Annotated in this window: 20 protein-coding genes; 15 read left to right on the plus strand and 5 right to left on the minus strand. The window is 66.1% G+C overall.

The features are described from left to right. Window positions 1–12: 12 nt before the first annotated feature. The 11 genes from B0G38_RS14190 (at window position 13) to B0G38_RS14240 (ending at window position 8,448) form a co-directional block, all read left to right on the plus strand. Complete coding sequence (locus B0G38_RS14190; protein WP_264670007.1) at window positions 13–813, plus strand: putative protein N(5)-glutamine methyltransferase; 801 nt, start codon at window positions 13–15, stop codon at window positions 811–813. Window positions 814–913: 100 nt separating this feature from the next. Further along, window positions 914–1,588, plus strand: a complete 675-nt coding sequence (locus B0G38_RS14195) for a hypothetical protein (protein WP_264670008.1) — start codon at window positions 914–916, stop codon at window positions 1,586–1,588. Window positions 1,589–1,590: 2 nt separating this feature from the next. Beyond that, entirely contained in the window at window positions 1,591–1,887 is a 297-nt protein-coding gene (locus B0G38_RS14200) for a transcriptional regulator (RefSeq protein WP_074700571.1), read from the plus strand. Between the two features lie 65 nt (window positions 1,888–1,952). After that, a complete protein-coding gene (locus B0G38_RS14205) occupies window positions 1,953–2,954 on the plus strand; it encodes an ABC transporter ATP-binding protein (protein WP_264670009.1) in 1,002 nt (333 codons plus the stop codon). Then, window positions 2,951–3,757, plus strand: a complete 807-nt coding sequence (locus B0G38_RS14210) for an ABC transporter permease (protein WP_264670010.1) — start codon at window positions 2,951–2,953, stop codon at window positions 3,755–3,757. Before B0G38_RS14205 ends, B0G38_RS14210 begins: the two co-directional genes overlap by 4 nt. Before the next feature lie 78 nt (window positions 3,758–3,835). Then, entirely contained in the window at window positions 3,836–4,072 is a 237-nt protein-coding gene (locus B0G38_RS14215) for a FitA-like ribbon-helix-helix domain-containing protein (RefSeq protein ID WP_264670011.1), read from the plus strand. 91 nt (window positions 4,073–4,163) lie between these two features. Then, window positions 4,164–5,513, plus strand: a complete 1,350-nt coding sequence (locus tag B0G38_RS14220; protein WP_264670012.1) for an MATE family efflux transporter — start codon at window positions 4,164–4,166, stop codon at window positions 5,511–5,513. Window positions 5,514–5,522: 9 nt separating this feature from the next. Continuing rightward, window positions 5,523–6,083, plus strand: a complete 561-nt coding sequence (locus B0G38_RS14225) for a hypothetical protein (RefSeq protein WP_264670013.1) — start codon at window positions 5,523–5,525, stop codon at window positions 6,081–6,083. A 117-nt stretch (window positions 6,084–6,200) separates the two neighbouring features. Further along, window positions 6,201–6,602, plus strand: a complete 402-nt coding sequence (locus B0G38_RS14230) for a hypothetical protein (protein WP_264670014.1) — start codon at window positions 6,201–6,203, stop codon at window positions 6,600–6,602. Window positions 6,603–6,671: 69 nt separating this feature from the next. Further along, window positions 6,672–7,580: a DUF4261 domain-containing protein gene (locus B0G38_RS14235; protein ID WP_264670015.1), complete on the plus strand. Its 909-nt coding sequence runs from the start codon at window positions 6,672–6,674 to the stop codon at window positions 7,578–7,580. Between the two features lie 31 nt (window positions 7,581–7,611). Continuing rightward, window positions 7,612–8,448, plus strand: coding sequence for a DUF1206 domain-containing protein (locus tag B0G38_RS14240; RefSeq protein ID WP_264670016.1), 837 nt, complete (start codon window positions 7,612–7,614; stop codon window positions 8,446–8,448). 71 nt (window positions 8,449–8,519) lie between these two features. Here B0G38_RS14240 and B0G38_RS14245 read toward each other — a convergent pair whose 3' ends face one another. Next, complete coding sequence (locus B0G38_RS14245; RefSeq protein WP_264670017.1) at window positions 8,520–8,852, minus strand: YtxH domain-containing protein; 333 nt, start codon at window positions 8,850–8,852, stop codon at window positions 8,520–8,522. Between the two features lie 87 nt (window positions 8,853–8,939). Further along, on the minus strand, window positions 8,940–9,482 hold the full coding sequence (locus B0G38_RS14250) for a CGNR zinc finger domain-containing protein (protein WP_169996978.1): 543 nt from the start codon (window positions 9,480–9,482) through the stop codon (window positions 8,940–8,942). A 165-nt stretch (window positions 9,483–9,647) separates the two neighbouring features. On the opposite strand from B0G38_RS14250, the gene B0G38_RS14255 reads away from it, so the two are divergent. From B0G38_RS14255 to B0G38_RS14270, 4 genes are all read left to right on the plus strand, one after another. Further along, on the plus strand, window positions 9,648–10,586 hold the full coding sequence (locus B0G38_RS14255; protein ID WP_264670018.1) for an EamA family transporter: 939 nt from the start codon (window positions 9,648–9,650) through the stop codon (window positions 10,584–10,586). Between the two features lie 166 nt (window positions 10,587–10,752). Continuing rightward, complete coding sequence (locus tag B0G38_RS14260; protein ID WP_264670019.1) at window positions 10,753–12,108, plus strand: MFS transporter; 1,356 nt, start codon at window positions 10,753–10,755, stop codon at window positions 12,106–12,108. Window positions 12,109–12,242: 134 nt separating this feature from the next. After that, window positions 12,243–12,518: a DUF2277 domain-containing protein gene (locus B0G38_RS14265; RefSeq protein WP_264670020.1), complete on the plus strand. Its 276-nt coding sequence runs from the start codon at window positions 12,243–12,245 to the stop codon at window positions 12,516–12,518. 3 nt (window positions 12,519–12,521) lie between these two features. Further along, the gene (locus tag B0G38_RS14270) at window positions 12,522–12,962 is read left to right on the plus strand and encodes a glutaredoxin domain-containing protein (protein WP_264670021.1); all 441 of its coding nucleotides are present in this window, start codon (window positions 12,522–12,524) and stop codon (window positions 12,960–12,962) included. A 6-nt stretch (window positions 12,963–12,968) separates the two neighbouring features. Here the strand turns inward: B0G38_RS14270 and B0G38_RS14275 are convergent, their stop codons facing one another. From B0G38_RS14275 to B0G38_RS14285, 3 genes are all read right to left on the minus strand, one after another. After that, complete coding sequence (locus B0G38_RS14275) at window positions 12,969–15,341, minus strand: heavy metal translocating P-type ATPase (protein ID WP_413542074.1); 2,373 nt, start codon at window positions 15,339–15,341, stop codon at window positions 12,969–12,971. A gap of 180 nt (window positions 15,342–15,521) precedes the next feature. After that, window positions 15,522–15,749: a heavy-metal-associated domain-containing protein gene (locus tag B0G38_RS14280; protein ID WP_264670023.1), complete on the minus strand. Its 228-nt coding sequence runs from the start codon at window positions 15,747–15,749 to the stop codon at window positions 15,522–15,524. A 32-nt stretch (window positions 15,750–15,781) separates the two neighbouring features. Beyond that, the gene (locus tag B0G38_RS14285; RefSeq protein WP_264670024.1) at window positions 15,782–16,147 is read right to left on the minus strand and encodes a metal-sensitive transcriptional regulator; all 366 of its coding nucleotides are present in this window, start codon (window positions 16,145–16,147) and stop codon (window positions 15,782–15,784) included. Window positions 16,148–16,397 lie beyond the last annotated feature (250 nt).

Here is a 16,397-nt window from a genome sequence, read left to right on the forward strand (position 1 = left end):
AAAGTTGGTTCCATGCCAGTTCAGTTGTCATCGCACGCGCAGGTCTTGGTTGCGGAGAGGCTGCGCGCTGCGGGCTGTGTCTTTGCCGAGGACGAGGCACAGCTGCTGGTCGCTGCCGCGCTGACACCGGCCGCGCTTGAGGACATGCTGGGCCGGCGGGTTGCCGGGCTGCCGCTGGAACAGATTCTCGGCTGGGCGGAGTTTTGCGGCCTGCGGATCGCTGTGGAGCCCGGCGTGTTTGTGCCCCGCCGACGGACGGAGTTCCTGGCTTCCAAGGCCATCGACCTGGCTCGCCTCGTGGACGGCTCACCCGTAGCGGTCGACCTTTGCTGCGGCTCGGGCGCCGTTGCGGCGGCGCTGGCGGACGCCGTGAGCGGGCTGGAACTGTACGCGGCGGATATCGACCCTGCGGCGGTGCGCTGCGCTCGCCGCAATCTCGGCACGGCAGGCCAGGTGCATGAAGGGGATCTCTACGCTGCGCTGCCCATTGACCTGCGCGGCCGGGTTGACGTCCTCGTGGCCAACGCACCCTACGTTCCTACCGGAGCGATCGGGATGATGCCGCCGGAAGCCCGTCTGCATGAACCGCGGGCAGCGCTCGATGGTGGGACGGACGGACTGGACATCCAGCGGCGCGTAGTCGATGCCGCGCATGAGTGGCTGGCACCCGGGGGCTACCTGTTGGTCGAGACCGGCCCGAGCCAACTGAATGAGACCGCGCGGATTTTCGAGGGCAACAGTTTTGCCGCCCAAGCCGCCTATTCCGCGGAGCTGGACGCTGCCGTCGTTGTTGGAACGATCCTCAGGAAATAGGACCGCGGGCATTTGACCGCCGTTCCCAAATCTCTTGACGCAAACCGGTTTGTAACGCAAACTGGTTTGTGTGATCCACCACGAAGGAAGGCAAGCGAGCATGGCACCGCATTCCAACAGCACCGGCGCCCAGCCCGGCGAACCGGAAGAGGCCCCGCTGGACCTGCACGCCGCGCTGCGCCTGGTCAACGACGCCGAAACCAAAGCGCGGGAGGAGCTCCAGGGCAACGAGGCCGGCGTCTACCTGATCTGGGGTTTCGCCTGGCTGCTCGGTTACGGCGCGATGCACGGCGCCAGGTTCGGCTGGCTTCCGCTTAGCGCCGGGGCGTCGCTGACGGTCTTTGCCGCCTGCATCATGGTCGCGCTGTCGACCACGGTCTACATCGTGACCCGGCAGCGGCGCGGCATCCGCGGACACTCGTCCTTCGTCGGCGCCATGTACGGCGGCGCGTGGGCGCTGGGCTTCATGGTGATGGGCACGCTGTCCGGGGTGATCGGCGCCGCCGTCGACGATTTCTGGCTCACCGGCATGATCATCAACGGGATCGCGCTGCTGATTGTCGGGCTGATGTATATGGTCGGCGGCGCGATGTTCAACGACAAGAGCCAGGCCCGGCTGGGCATCTGGTTCCTCGTGGCGAACATCATCGCGATTCTGGCCGGTCCGGCAAACTTCGTGACCGTCTGCTTCATCCTCGGCCCGCTCGGCTTCTTCGCCGGAGCCCTGGCGGAATTCCGCCGGCGCCGGCGGCTGCGGAACCGCGGGAAGGTGTAGCCGTGGCCGAACTGGACCCGGTGATCCACGCCGAATCCCGGCTACGTGCCATCACGATCCTGAACGAGGTGGGGGAGCGGGACAAGATCGCCTTCACCAAGCTGCGCAAGATGCTGGACATGACCGCCGGCAACCTCTCCACCCACCTGCGCAAGCTCGAAGACGCCGGCTACGTGGAGGTCACCAAGACCATCGAGGGCCGCACCCCCGCCACTTACGTGGGCATCACCGCCAAGGGCAAGGCCGCCTATGCGCAGTACCGGGTGGCGCTGCGCGAACTGCTCACCGGCCTGCCCTAGGCGCTGTAGTTCCGCCCGAATAACACCGCAAGAACGGCAAAATCCGCACTCATCCAGGAGCACCGATGAAAGTCCCTGCACTAGTTGCTGAACGTACTTCTGAAGCAACTTCCAACTCCGCTTCCAACCCCACCGAACAGCGTACGACGGCGGTGCTCGCCTCCGTCACGAATGCCTCCAAGAGCTTCGGCAACACCACGGCGCTGAGCGGCATCAATCTGGACATTCACGCCGGCGAAGCGCTGGGCCTGCTCGGTCCCAACGGTGCTGGGAAGTCGACGCTGATCAGCCTGCTCGCCGGCCTCCGCCGGGCCGACTCCGGCAGAGTGGAACTGTTCGGCCGCAACCCGCTGGACCCGAAGGCGCGGCTGCAGCTGGGCACCACGCCGCAGGCCACCTCCGTCCCGCAGACCCTGAAGCTGCGCGAGACCGTGGACTTCGTGGCGGCGCACTACCCGGACCCGGTTCCCACCGCAGAGTTGCTGGCCGACTTCGGCCTGAGCAAGATGGCCGAGAAGCAGTGCGGCGCGCTCTCCGGCGGCCAGCAGCGCCGGCTGCTGGTGGCGCTGGCGCTGGTGGGCCGGCCGCGCCTGGTGGTGCTGGACGAACCGACCACCGGCCTGGACGTGGACGCCCGCGAAACCTTGTGGCAGCGGCTGGAAGAATACCGCCGCGGCGGCGGGACGCTGCTGATCACCAGCCACTACCTCGAAGAGATCCAGGCGCTCGCGAGCCGCGTGGTAGTGATCGACCGCGGGACCGTGATCGCAGACGGCAGCGTGGACGAGATCCGCAGCCATGTGGCAATCAGCAAGGTCTCGTTCAAAAGCCAGCTGCCGGCGTCGTTCTTTGAATCCTTTCCACAGGCGGTCAGCGCCGCCACCAGCGCCAAGGGCATCACCACCGTGGTGACGCAGGACGCAGACGCGACCGTGCGGCAGTTGGTCCGCGAGGGCGTCGAATTCACGGGACTGGAAGTCCACGCCGCCAGCCTGGAAGAAGCCTTCCTGGCGCTGACCCGCCATTCCTCCGAAGCAGCCACCGAGACCGCAAAGGATTCGGCATGACCACCCTGGCCCATCGCAATCCAGCGCCGCCCACGCAGGCGGCGCTGCTCAAGGCCCACACCAAGGCGCAGGTGCTGGAACAGCTGCGCATTCCCGTGGCCGTCATCTCCTCCACAGTCTTCCCGACCCTGGCCCTGCTGTTCTTCGTGATTCCGCAGGAGATGGTCACCTCGAACCCGATCACCGCGCTGACTGCGATCGCCCAACTGGCTCTGTTCGGCGTGATGAGCTCGTTCCTGTTCAACTACGGCATCGGCATCGCCGAGGAGCGGGCCAACCCCTGGAACAGCTACCTGCGCACGCTGCCTGCGGGTCCGGTGCCGTCGACCATCGCGCGGGCGTTGACGGCGATGATGTTCGCGTTCTTCGCGCTGATTCCGGTGCTGATCCTGGGCGGACTGATGACCTCGGCGCCGGAGGCCTTCACCAACGGCGAGCTGTCCTGGAGCCGGATTCCGCTGTCCGTGGTGGTCTGGCTGTTCTGCGGGCTGCCGTTCCTGGCGCTCGGGCTGTTCATCGGCTACCTCTGCACGTCCAAGGTGGCGATCGCGGTGACCCAGGTGGTGTTCTTCCCGATGGCGTTCGCCGGCGGGATGATGCTCCCGCCGATCATGTTCCCCGACTGGCTGAACACGTTTTCGCTGTTCCTGCCGTCCCGGGCGGCGCGCGATATCGCGGTCCAGGTGCTCTCCGGCCAGGGCATGCACGCCAGCTCGGTTCTCTGCCTGGTGGCGTGGACGCTGGTGCTGGGCGGGCTGGCGCTCTGGGCGAACCGGCGGGACCAGGGCCGCCGGTTCCGGTAGCTCCCCGGGTTCGACCTCTGGTTCCGATAAGCGCCGGTTCCCCCGGAACGCCGGCAGCCGTATCCTGACAGCATGGCTGTGACAATAACTGTCCGTGACGTCCCGGAGGAAGTCCGGGCGCGGCTGGCTGAGCAGGCTGCCCGCTCCGGCCGGACCATGCAGGAATACTTGGCAGCCGAACTCCGCCAGCTAGCGGACCGTCCCCGTCCTGTGGATTTTGTCCGCAGGCTTGAAAGCCGCGTCGAGCTGGACACCGCGGACGTCTCGGCAGACGACATCCTGTCAGCACGCGATTCCGGCCGCCAATACCGGTAGCCGGCGGCAACAGCCACTAACGACGGCGAACGGGCCGGTGTGCCGCTTCCTCACGCCTGGATAGTCGGTGCGGAGTCCTAAGCTGGGAGGCGTGAGTCCTAAACAACCCGTCGCGCCCGTCACTGGGCAGGGCCTGAACCGTACCATCCTCGCCCTCGCGCTGCCGGCCTTCGGCGCGCTGATCGCCGAGCCGCTGTTCCTGCTGGCCGATTCTGCGATTGTCGGCCACCTCGGCGTGGCCCAACTGGCTGGCGTCGGACTCGCGGCCACCGTGGTGCAGACCGTGGTGGGCCTGATGGTGTTCCTGGCCTACTCGACCACGCCCGCGGTGGCCCGGTTGCTCGGCGCCGGGCGGCATGCGGATGCGCTCGACGTCGGCCGGGACGGCATCTGGCTCGCCTTCTTCCTCGGGCTGGTGCTTTCCGTCGCGGGCTGGGCCACTGCTCCCGCGCTGGCCTCCGCGATGGGGGCGGCAGGCGAGGTGCACGGCTATGCGGTGGATTACCTGCGCTGGTCCATGCCGGGGCTGACCGCGATGCTGATCGTGCTGGCGGCAACCGGCGTGCTGCGCGGTCTGCAGGACACCAAGACCCCGCTGCTGGTGGCCGGCATCGGTTTCCTGGTAAACATCGGGCTGAATTTCGTGCTGGTCTACGGGCTGGATCTGTCCGTGGCGGGATCGGCGATGGGCACCAGCCTTGTGCAGTGGGGGATGGCCGCCGTTTATCTGGCCATCGTCTACCGCGGCAGCGTGAAATACGGTGTGCCCCTGGCGCCCACCTGGACCGGGGTCAAGGCCACCACCCACGTGGGCTCGTGGCTGATGCTGCGTACCTTGAGCCTGCGGATCGCGATTCTGGCCACTGTCTTCGTGGCCACGGCGCAGGGGCCGGTGAGCCTGGCCGCGCACCAGTTGGTCATGACGGTCTTCACCTTCCTCGCCTTCGCGCTGGACGCCATCGCGATCGCGGCACAGGCGCTGATCGGCAAGGAACTCGGGGCGGGCAACAAGGCGCTGGCGCATTCGCTGACCCGCCGGATGATCGTCTGGGGCGTGGGCTTCGGTGTCGTCACCGGGGTGCTGCTGGCGCTCGCCGGGCCGCATTTGGGGTGGATCTTCTCCTCGGACGCCGCCGTGCAGGATGCGTTCGCCATCGGGGTGCTGCTGCTGGCGCTCAGCCAGCCGGTCTGCGGTTTCGTCTTTGTGCTCGACGGCGTGCTGATCGGCGCCGGTGACGCGAAGTATCTGGCTGTTGCCGGCGTCGTAAATCTCTTGGTCTATGCGCCGCTGCTGGTCTGGGTGCAGTTGTCCGAACTCAGCGGCGTCGCCGGACTGGCCTGGCTCTGGGCGGCATTCGGGCTGGGCTACATGGCGGCGCGCGGCCTGACGCTCGGCTGGCGGGTCCGCACGGATGCATGGATGGTCACCGGAGCGCACTAAACTCGAGGGGTGAGCACTAACAGCACTGTCCAGGCCGCCGCGTACTGGCAGCCCGTTTTGATGCGGGCCCTTGTCGCGGCCGCGTTCGGCATCCTCACCATCTTCTGGCCCGAGCCGGGGGACACGGTCATGGCCCTCGCCGGCGGCGCGTTCCTGCTGCTCAGCGGTGCCGCCGTGTGGCTGCTCGCGCGGAAGCCCGAGGCCAACGAGTACCGCACCCTGCTCCAGCTCGAAGCCGGTGCGTTCGCGGTCGCGGGGGCACTCGCGTTCGCCCTGCAGACCCCGTCCACCTTCACCATCCTCGCCACCGCGGCCCTGCTCATCGGCGGCGGCGCGGAACTGGTGCTGTGGTGGCAGAACCGCGGCGCGCACGGCTCGGTCCTGTCCAAGGACTGGCTGATCGTCGGCGCCGTCTCGGTGGGCTTCGGCGCGGCCCTGCCGTTCTTCACCTACCTCGGCGCGCACGCGCTGTTGGGCGTCCTCGGCGGCGCGGCGATCATCACCGCCGTCGTGCTGGGGATCGCCGCCCTGACCTACCGCTTCGATGCGCGGAAGGCCGCCGCCAGTTGACCGATGCCAGCTGACCTACGGCCCGCAACCGTGACTGCGCCCACACCGAAATTCCGGCGTCTTCTACAGCCGGTAGACTGGGGTGAGACTTTTCGCAGTAACCAGGAGGAATTCATCGTGGGCAAAAACGCTTCGGGCGAGCCGAACGAACCGCGGATGTCGGTCAAGGGGCCGCTCATATTCTCCGCCGTGCTCGGCGTGATCGCCGGTTTCTTCACGATGATCTTCTCTACCGGCGGCGCGGAAAACCAGCTGCGCTGGGACCTTGGCGTTACCGCGGCCGGTATCGCTTTCATCGCCGCGCTGCTGGTGGTGGCCGTGCTGACCATGGCCGGCAAGGACAACCCGGACCACCTCAGCCAGGGCTCGGGCGTCAACCGCAGCTCGGCCAAGATTCCGGGCGGCGCCGGCACTGTGGGCGGGCAGAAGCGTGCTCCCCGCGAGCCGCAGGCGGATCCCGACACCGTGGGTGATGAAGACCAGAACGACGACGGCGGCAGCCCCCGCCCGCAGGTGTGACAGCCTGACGCTTCCGCCGGCGGATCAACCCGCTGGCTTTCCATGGCCCCAAGCTGACAAGCTGGGGCCATGACTTTTGGGCAGGACGAACCGCAGATTGCAGCGGAACCAGCGACTCCGGAACAGGTAGAACCGCAGCAAGCCGAGCAGGCGCAGGCCCGTCCTGCCCAGACCGGCGAGACCGCCGAGGGCAAGACCCTGCTGGTGGCCGAGCTCTGGTACCGGGGCGATCCCGGCCTCTCCTCGGCTGCGTTGCGCGAACAGCTGGAGGAACGGTTCCCCGGCGCGGCCTTCTCTGAGGGCGTCATCCTGCTCCCGCACCGCGAGCATGCGTTTGAGCTCAGAGGCAAGACGGTCAGCCTCAGCACCGGGCTGGCGGAACCTTCCGAACCGCTGCCCGCGGCGGACGCGCTCGAAGCCACGCCCACCGACCAAAGCTGGACCTGGCCCGATGTCGACCAAGTGGTGCCCAGCTGCACGCACCGGGTCCTGGTGACGGAAGTCCTGTCCAGCACGTTCGATCCGATGCCGCGGGTGGAATCGTTCCGCAACGTCCTCCAGTTCCTGGTTGGCGAGACCAACCCGGCGGCCGTCCGCTGGCTGCACAACTCCCACTGGCGGCAGCCGGGCGAACTTGAGGCGGCACATCCGCTGGCAGGGCCGGTGAACATGCGGTTCTTCCTCGTGACCGATGACGAGGGCGCCATGGTGGTGGACAGTCTGGGCATGTACCAGCTGGGCCTGCCCGATGTGCAGATCCACTTCCGGGACAAGGACCCCAACATGCTAGTGGAGCTGGCCTTCAACGTGGCCGCCTACCTTTACGAGAACGGACCGGTGATAGCCGGCGGCACAACCTTGAACGGGCCGGACGGCCTGGTGCTGACCTGTTCCTGGGAAGACTCGCTGATCGGGCCGCTGCGCACGGTCATCGATCTGGATCCGGGGGAGCCGTTCGCCGCCGGGCACCGTGGTTGAGGTGCGGACCGGCTGCTGGTAAGACTCTGGTATGGGTGCCGGGAATGATTCTGGCTCTTCGGCGGCAAACGCAGCGGACGCCGCCGAAGAGCTCTCCAACGCGACGACGCTGGATGTTTTTGCGCGCGTCGGCTTCGCCGTCCTCGGCCTGATCCACGTTCTCATCGGGGCCATCGCCGTACGGATCGCCCTGGGCGGTTATGGCGAAGCGGATCCCGCCGGCGCCGTGGAGGTCCTGGCGTCGCGGCCGGTGCTGGGTCCGCTGCTCATGTGGACCTGCTTTGCCGGCTGCCTGGGGCTCGCACTGTGGCAACTCAGCGAGGCGTCCCTGCGCGCCAGGCACCTGCCGCGCAAGGAGCAGATCTCCAAGGGCATCTCATCCGGTTCCTTGAGCGTGACGTATGCCCTGTTCGCGTTCATGTTCGCGCGGTTCGCGTTCGGCGACGAATCCGACTCGGGCGAATCCACCAAGGACTTCACCATCGCGATGCTCCAGCATCCGCTGGGCGTGCCTTTCCTGGTGGCCGTGGGCGGCACGGTCATCGGCATCGGGATCTATTTTGTAGTCAAGGCGCTGCGCCGGCAGTTCAAGGACGAACTGGACTTCGGCGACTCAAAACGAGGCAGGCTCCTGCGCGGCCTCGGCGTCGTGGGGCACATCGCGAAGGGCGTTGCGTTGTTCCTGGTCGGACTGCTCATCATCATCGCCGCGGTCACGCACCAGCCCCGGCAGTCCACCGGACTGGACGGCAGCCTGAAGGCACTCCCCGAGCAGCCCTTCGGCATCGTCGCCCTGCTCACCATCGCCGTCGGACTGATGTGCTACGGGGTTTTTGCGATCATCCGTGCCCGCTACGGGCGGATGTAACGCAGAAAGCAAGGGCCGGCCCGACCCCGGAATCGGGAGCGGGCCGGCCCTGGGATCCAGACAGGCGGAACCTACGGGATCATGCCGGTGGTGGTTCCGGTGGAGTCCGGGTCGCTGGGAGCGTGGCTCGCGGTACCGGAAGCCGAGGTTCCGGACGAGGTGGTGGAGGATCCGCCGTCGTTCTTATGCAGAACCTCTCTGGCCTTGCCGGTTACCTTTTCCTGCACCTGCGGCGCCTTCTCCTTGGCCCACTCGGTTCCTTCGGACACCTTGTGCTGGACCTTGGGGTCGTTCCACAGCTTCTGGGCCTGGACCTTGATCTTCTCGTAGCTTTCGCGGCCTGCCCGGGATCCGAGCACGAAGCCCGCGCCGATGCCTGCTACAAAAATGACCTTCTTCAACATGAGGGTTCCTCCAGTTCATCAGACACTGTTGCCGGACTATTCCTCAGCGTACTGATGATCTGGCGATCCGCAATATCCGGACGGGATTTATGCCGTTGCCTTGCGGGCGCGGTAGGCGGCCACATGGGTGCGGTTGGCACAGTTGCCGGTATCGCAGAAGCGCTTGGACCGGTTGCGCGAGAGGTCCACCAGGACGGCGTTGCAGTCTTCCGCGGCACAGACCTGCAGCCGGTCCAGTTCCTTCTCGCGGATCACGTCCACCAAGGCCATGGCCGCGTCAACCGCCATCCGTATATCCAGCGGCGCGTCCGGCGTCGTGGCGTGCAGGTGGTAATCCCAGCCGTCGTGTTTGACCAGTTGGGGCAGTGCGCGGCCGTTGCGCAGGATGTTGTTGACCAGGCGGACGGCTTCGTCCTCCTCCGCCGTCCAGACTGCGCGCAGCCGGGGGCGCAGGTGGCGCACCGCCCGCAGTTCCCCCATCGTGTGGCTGCGCGAGCCGGAGTACTCGTTCGCCTTCACGAACTCGTCCAGGTCCGCCAGGGTGTTCAGCTGGTCCACCTCGGACTCGGCGGTGTTAATTAACTTGGCCGCGTCGATCAGCGATCTTTCCGCGTCATGGGCAAACACCATCTTGACTCCTGAATATGCTCGGCGATACTGTCACTACTATATCCATCTTTAGGTCCTGACATACCCCGATTTTGCGCATTCGGCCGGGGTGGAGGGCTGACAATTAGCGCAATCGAGGTCACCATGGGCGGCAGTACTGTGTCAGTCAAGCCTGCAAGCGGCGTCATGAGATCCTCAGCCGTTTCCGGGGTTGGCATCGCGTTGTTCTCGTCGGCGGTGTTCGGATTGTCCGGGTCGTTTGCGAAATCACTGCTGGAAGCGGGCTGGACGCCCGGCGCCGCCGTTGCGGTCCGGATGCTCGGAGCCGCACTGGTGCTCACAATCCCGGCGCTGATTGTGCTGCACGGCCGCTGGGGCCAGGTCCGGCAGAACTGGAAGACCATCGTGCTGTTCGGGCTCATCGGCGTGGCCGGCTGCCAGCTCGCCTATTTCAACGCGGTATCGACTCTCTCCGTTGGCGTCGCGCTGCTGCTCGAGTTCCTTGCGCCCGTGCTGATAGTGCTCTGGCTGTGGCTGACCAGCCGCCGCAGGCCCCGCGCCGCCACGATGGCCGGCACCGTTCTGGCTGTGGCAGGACTGGTGCTGGTGCTGGATGTTTTCGGTGAGGTGCGCCTGGATCTCGGCGGTATCCTCTGGGGCCTGGCGGCCGCCGTGTGCCTGGTCATCTACTTCTTCATCACCGCCCGGCATAACGACTCCCTGCCGCCGCTGGTTCTGGCGGCGGGCGGACTGCTGGTGGGCGGGGCCTCCATGGTGGTGCTGGGCGCGGCCAGGATTCTGCCCATGGCCGTCAGCACAGCAGATGTCAGCCTTGCCGGCTGGCGGACGAGCTGGTGGGTGCCGCTGGCGGCACTGATACTGCTGTCCACCGTGATCTCCTACATCACGGGCATCATGGCCGCACGGGCGCTCGGCACCAAGGTGGCATCTTTCGTCTCCCTGACCGAGGTGCTCTTTGCCGTGCTGTGGGCATGGCTGCTGCTCGGCGAATTGCCCGCGACCATCCAGCTGCTCGGTGGTGCGCTGATCGTGCTGGGTGTGGTGCTGGTCCGGCTGGATGAACTGCGGGGACCGCGGCTGAGGGTGCGCGCGCAGGCGCTGTGAGTTGTGTCTCAAGCTATGGCTTGCGGCACATAGCGGGGTAGCGGAGCTCATATAGTTAATGACTGTGGTGATTTTGAACACCTGTTCACATCGCGAACGCCACACCGTTTGCCCAACGTTCTCCCGTCGAGCTCACGACCCAAGTCAGCAACAGTAAGGCCCGGTAATGGATATCAAGTCGCGCATCGAAGCGGCCCCCATGAAGCGCACCCAGGTCGGCGTCATCGTCATCTGCACCGCGCTGTACATGATTGACGGCTTCGACGTCCTCGTCATGGCGTTCAGCGCCAACGCAGTCAGTGAATACTGGGGCCTGAGCGCTTCGCAACTCGGCATCCTTCTCAGCTCGGCCTTGGTCGGCATGGCGATCGGCTCGATCTTCGTCTCCACCATCGCCGACATCATCGGCCGCCAGAAGACGTTGGCCCTCGGCGCCCTGATTGTCGCCTTGGGCATGCTCGCCTCGGCCTTCGTGCCCAGCTACGAACTTCTGGTGGTGCTGCGCTTCATTACCGGCCTGGCCGTGGGTACGCTGCAGGCCACCGCCAACGTTCTCGCATCCGAGTTCACCAACGCCAAGCGGCGCTCCACCTCGCTGGCGATCGTCAGCATAGGCCAGCCGATCGGCGGCGTCCTCGGCGGCATGGCCACCGGTGCGCTGATCCTGCAGTTCGGCTGGCGCTCGGCCTTTCTGCTCGGTGCGATTATTACCGCCATCATGATTCCGCTGATCCTCCGCTCTGTGCCGGAATCCGTCGACTATCTGCTGGTCCGCCGGCCGGCCAATGCGCTGGAGCGCGTCAATAAGGTCCTGACCCGGATCGAACAGCCCGCGGTCACGGAACTGCCCGCACCGGCCCCGGCGCCAGCTAAAAAGAAGTCCCGTTTCGCCGACGTGCTCACCGGCGTCAACGCCCGCCGCACCATCCTCATCTCGCTGGCGTACTTCATCCTGATGGCCAGCTTCTACTTCGCCAACTCCTGGACCCCCAAACTGGTGACGGCCAGCGGCTTCAGCGAGCAGGACGGCATCACTGCCGGCGTCCTCTTCAGTACGGGAGCCATCGTTGGCGCCGTCGTCCTCGGATTCTTCGGGTCCCGGTTCCCGATGCGCAAGGTCCTGGCCGTCTTCTTCGTCATCGGCGGCCTCACCTTCGGCGCCTTCTCGCTGTCCACCGGATCGCTCGCCGGCGCGCTGCTGGCGGCCGCGTTGGTAGGTTTCGGCTCCAACGCCCCGATCGCCGGCATGCTCGCCATCAGTCCGACCTACTACACCTCCGAGGTCCGCGGAACTGCCTTGGGCTTGGTCATCGGCATGGGCCGCGTCGGCGCCATCGCTTCCCCGATGATCGCCGGTGCGCTGATGGACGGCGGTTGGCAGCCGACCGACCTGTACTTCCTGTTCATCATTCCGATGCTGCTCGGCGCCGTGGTGATTTCCATGCTCGGCAAGCCGGTCCTCGGCGAGCCCGCCGCCACCCAGAGCGGTGCAACCGAGCGGGAGCTGACCAACAGCCGCTAATTTCTCCTGGAGAGTTTGATACGGGATGGGCTCCTGCTGCCGATTACGACGGCGGCGGGAGCCCTTCCTCTTACATCCCACCGGCCTTCTGGCGCACACTGGAAAGAGGCATACCAGAACCGAAGGAGCTTCCTATGTGCCGCAACATCCGCCAGCTCTACAATTTCGAGCCGTCAGCCACGAGCGCCGAGGTCGAGGCCGCCGCATTGCAGTACGTCCGCAAAGTCAGCGGCACCAACAAACCCTCAAAGGCCAATGAAGAGGCCTTCAACGAGGCGGTGCACGAAATCGCGCACATCACGGCGCATCTGCTCGATTCGCTCGTGACCACCGCCCCGCCGAAGAACCGTGATGAAGAAGCAGCCAAGGCCAAGGCCCGCGCGGCCGTCCGCTATGGTGCAGCCGGGTAGCCGGTGAAGTCGCTCCTCCACTGGTCCAGCGCTATTGCTCTGATCGCTGTGGCCGTAATGATGCTGGCCGTTTATGGCAACCGGGGCCAATGGGGGCAGGCGGTCGTCGTTGCCGCTATCCTGCTGGCCGCCGCGTGGTTGCTCAGCCCGCTCTTCGGCGGCCGGCAATCACCGTGGTCAGCGCTGCGGCAGGACCAGGAGCGCGAGCCCGGAGTGGTGATCTTCTGGCGTCCGGGCTGCGTCTACTGCATGCGGATGATGGCCTCGCTGGGTCGGACCCGGCGCAAGGCACAGTGGGTCAATATCTGGCGCGATGCCGAAGCAGCCTCGTTTGTTCGCGAGCATAACGACGGCAACGAAACCGTCCCCACGGTCATCCTGCGCGACGGGGTTTACACCAACCCGGATCCCGAGACCGTGCGCCGGGAACTGGTCCGCGGGTAGCACGGCCTACCGGGCGAAGGCCCGCAGCCGCAGGGAGTTCGCCACCACCAGGACGGAGCTCGCCGCCATGGCGGCGCCGGCGATCATCGGGTTCAGCAATCCGAATGCCGCTACCGGGATGCCGAGGGTGTTGTAGGCGAAGGCCCAGAACAGGTTGCTCTTGATGGTGCTCAGCGTCTTGCGGCTCAGCTCGATGGACTGCACCACCTGGCCCAGATCGCTGCCCATCACCGTGATGTCCGCGGCCTCGATGGCGACATCCGTTCCGGCGCCCATGGCGATTCCGAGGTCGGCCTGCGCCAAAGCGGCAGCATCATTCACACCGTCGCCGACCATCGCCACGGTCTTGCCGGCGTCCTGCAGTTTCTGCACGGCCTCGACCTTGCCCTCGGGGAGGACATCGGCGAAGACGTCTTCGGCGGCAATTCCGACGGCGGCCGCAACCTGGGCGGCGACTGCGCCGTTGTCTCCGGTCAGCAGGATCGGGCGGAGGCCCAGTTCCTTGAGGCGGGCAATCGCCGCGGCCGAGCTGTCCTTGATGGTGTCCTTGAGACTGACGATGCCGGCAAGTTCGCCGTCCACGGCCACCCAGATGGCGGTCGCGCCGGACTCCTGCTGTTCCAGCAGGAGAGCACGGTCCTGCGGCGTCAGGTTGATGCCGTTCTCTTCCAGCCAGCCGGTCCGGCCCGCCACCACGGTAAGACGTCCGCCGTCGTTATTTGTCACGAGGCCGCGTACACCGCCGCCGGCCGCACTGTGGAAATCCGTCAGTGCCGGCAAACCGGCTTGGGCTGACAGGCCCGTGGCTGTCCCGCCGGTGCGGGTAGCGGCCGAGGCGAGGCGTTCCTTGGCAGCGTCGACGATCGCGTGGGCGATCGGATGTTCGGAGCCGGATTCGACCGCGCCGGCCAGCGCCAGCACCTCGTCTTCGGAATGAGCGCCAAGGGCGACGACGCCGGAAACAGCCTGCTTGCCGGTGGTCACGGTGCCCGTCTTGTCCAGCAGAATGGTGTCCACGTGCCGGGTGTCCTCAAGGATCTGCGGCCCCTTGATCAGGATGCCCAGCTGCGCGCCCCTGCCCGTGCCGGTGAGCAGCGCGGTCGGCGTGGCCAGCCCCAGTGCGCAGGGGCAGGCGATGACCAGGACCGTCACCGCGGCGGTGAAAGCGGACTCCAGGTCGCCGGTGAGGACCAGCCACAGGATGAAAGTAACGACGGCGATGGCCAGCACGATGGGGACGAAGACCGAGCTGATGCGGTCCGCCAGCCGGGCGATGGGCGCCTTGCCTGCCTGCGCCTGGCTGACCAGCCGGCCCATCTGCGCCAGCGTCGTATCCGAGCCGACGCGGGTCGCCCGGACCAGCAGGCGGCCGGAAGTGTTGATGGTGGCGCCGGTGACCGTGTCATCCACGTCCACTTCCACCGGGACAGATTCGCCCGTGATCAGCGATGTGTCGACGGCGGAATGTCCCTCGACCACGTAGCCGTCGGTGGCGATCTTCTCGCCGGGGCGGACCACGATGAGGTCGCCGGGAACCAGCTGTTGCGCGGATACCTTCACCTCGGCGCCGTCGCGCAGCACCGTGGCTTCCTTGGCCCCGAGATTCAGCAGGGACTTGAGCGCGTTGCCAGCCTTCTGCTTGGCGTTGGCTTCGAGATAGCGCCCCAGCAGCAGGAAGGTGGTGACGACGGCGGCGGTCTCGAAGTAGAGCGCGTGGTCGGCCATGCTGCCGTGGACATGCTCAGTCATCATCGGGTCCATCAGCAGTTGCCACGCGGAGAAGAAGAACGCCGCGAGGACGCCGATCGACACCAGCGTGTCCATGGTTGAGGCAAGATGCCGTGCGTTGATCGCCGCGGCGCGGTGGAAGGGCCAGGCAGACCAGAACACCACAGGGATGGACAGCGCGAAGACAACCCACCCCCAGTGCGGGAACTGCGCGCCCGGGATCATCGAGATGGCGAAGATCGGGGCGGTCAGAATGGCGGCAGTCCACAGCCGGGGCTTTAGCTGGGCGGCCGTACCGCCGTGCGCCATGTGGTCTTCGTGCCCGGCGTGCTCGTCATGTAAAGCGGTGGAGTCCGTCGAATCCGGCTGGCGCGAGTTATGGCGCAGCGAGGAACGAGCGGAGTCATTGTTTGAGCGCAGGATCGACGGCGGAACCGACTCCGGCGCCTCTCGGTGCGGGGCATGGTGGGGCGAGGATTTGATGCGGGCGCGGTAACCGGTGGCCTTGACCGTGTCGAGCAGCTGCTGGTCCGACACGTTTTCGGGCACAGTGACCTGAGCCGATTCGAGGGGGAGATTGACGCTGGCTTGGACACCTTCGAGCTTGCCCAGTTTGCGCTCCACGCGGTTGACGCAGGACGCGCACGTCATGCCTTCGATCTCCAGCTCGACCAGCCGGGTCGGAGCCACTTCCGTACCGCTGATTCCGGCAGGGCCGGCCTGGTTGCTGCTTTTAATCCGGGCACCCGTGTTCTGGGCCATGATTGCCTTCTTCCCCTTCGATTCTCAGAGGCGGGCCCTTCGCATCACGCGGCGCCCGCCGTCGTACTCTTACGCGTCTGCTGCGACGACCAGATAACCCGCTTCGGCTACAGCCTCGCCGATCTGTTCCGGATCCAGGTCGCCGGTGGAGTTGACGGTGGCGGTGGAAATGCCGCCCTTGTTCAGCTCGATGGCGACGCCCTGCACGCCGTTGATGGCCTTGAGTTCTTCGGTGACTGCGTCGATGCAGTGGCCGCAGGTCATGCCGTCAATGCTGACTTTGGTGATGGTGCTCATGGTTCCTCCTGCTGGGGTTGAATCTGGATGGGCTAGCGAAGCAGCCGGCCGATGGCGTCCGAGGCTTCCTTGACCTTGTCCTGCACGATGGTCGGGTCCCCGGCGGCTTCGGAATCCTTCGCGGCACCGACCACGCAGTGCGCGATGTGGTCCTCGAGCAGCCCGATGCTGACGGCGTGCAGGGCTTTGTTGACCGCGGATACCTGGGTGAGGATGTCGATGCAGTACTTGTCCTCGTCCACCATGCGGGCGATGCCCCGGACCTGGCCTTCGATGCGCTTGAGTCGGCGCAGGTAGGCCGCTTTGTCTGTGGTGTAAGCGTGTCCGATGTGCTCGTCGGCTACGAGGGCATCCTCAAGGACCGACGGCTCGGCCGCGGGAAGATCTGTCTGGCTCATGGCGTTCCTTCCGGTGAACTTCTATATCCAAGGTATACCCCTTGGGGGTATGAATCAAGGGCGTATGGTCAACGCCTCACCATCGGTCGCTTACTGCGGCCTCAGTGCATACCTCGCTACGGTCCCGTCACGGCGAGAACGTCCCTTAAACGCGAGATCGTCCCATACACCCGGGTGTCGGGCAGGTAAGGGACGATCTCGTGGGCGGAATGCAGCCCGGGCTGCTTGGCCCGTAACTCAGGGCTGCACC

The sequence above is a fragment of the Crystallibacter permensis genome, from assembly GCF_025960875.1.
GTDB classification, from domain to species: domain Bacteria; phylum Actinomycetota; class Actinomycetes; order Actinomycetales; family Micrococcaceae; genus Crystallibacter; species Crystallibacter permensis.

Excerpts from the sequence above, each read along its gene's own strand:
- B0G38_RS14250 (WP_169996978.1), bottom strand. The coding sequence starts at position 9,482 with ATGGTGTTTGCCCATGACGCGGAAAGATCGCTGATCGACGCGGCCAAG.
- B0G38_RS14205 (WP_264670009.1), top strand. The coding sequence starts at position 1,953 with ATGAAAGTCCCTGCACTAGTTGCTGAACGTACTTCTGAAGCAACTTCC.
- B0G38_RS14280 (WP_264670023.1), bottom strand. The coding sequence starts at position 15,749 with ATGAGCACCATCACCAAAGTCAGCATTGACGGCATGACCTGCGGCCAC.
- B0G38_RS14240 (WP_264670016.1), top strand. The coding sequence starts at position 7,612 with ATGGGTGCCGGGAATGATTCTGGCTCTTCGGCGGCAAACGCAGCGGAC.
- B0G38_RS14255 (WP_264670018.1), top strand. The coding sequence starts at position 9,648 with ATGAGATCCTCAGCCGTTTCCGGGGTTGGCATCGCGTTGTTCTCGTCG.
- B0G38_RS14275 (WP_413542074.1), bottom strand. The coding sequence starts at position 15,341 with ATGACGTGCGCGTCCTGCGTCAACCGCGTGGAGCGCAAACTGGGCAAG.
- B0G38_RS14195 (WP_264670008.1), top strand. The coding sequence starts at position 914 with ATGGCACCGCATTCCAACAGCACCGGCGCCCAGCCCGGCGAACCGGAA.
- B0G38_RS14265 (WP_264670020.1), top strand. The coding sequence starts at position 12,243 with ATGTGCCGCAACATCCGCCAGCTCTACAATTTCGAGCCGTCAGCCACG.
- B0G38_RS14285 (WP_264670024.1), bottom strand. The coding sequence starts at position 16,147 with ATGAGCCAGACAGATCTTCCCGCGGCCGAGCCGTCGGTCCTTGAGGAT.
- B0G38_RS14235 (WP_264670015.1), top strand. The coding sequence starts at position 6,672 with ATGACTTTTGGGCAGGACGAACCGCAGATTGCAGCGGAACCAGCGACT.
- B0G38_RS14190 (WP_264670007.1), top strand. The coding sequence starts at position 13 with ATGCCAGTTCAGTTGTCATCGCACGCGCAGGTCTTGGTTGCGGAGAGG.
- B0G38_RS14210 (WP_264670010.1), top strand. The coding sequence starts at position 2,951 with ATGACCACCCTGGCCCATCGCAATCCAGCGCCGCCCACGCAGGCGGCG.
- B0G38_RS14260 (WP_264670019.1), top strand. The coding sequence starts at position 10,753 with ATGGATATCAAGTCGCGCATCGAAGCGGCCCCCATGAAGCGCACCCAG.
- B0G38_RS14245 (WP_264670017.1), bottom strand. The coding sequence starts at position 8,852 with ATGTTGAAGAAGGTCATTTTTGTAGCAGGCATCGGCGCGGGCTTCGTG.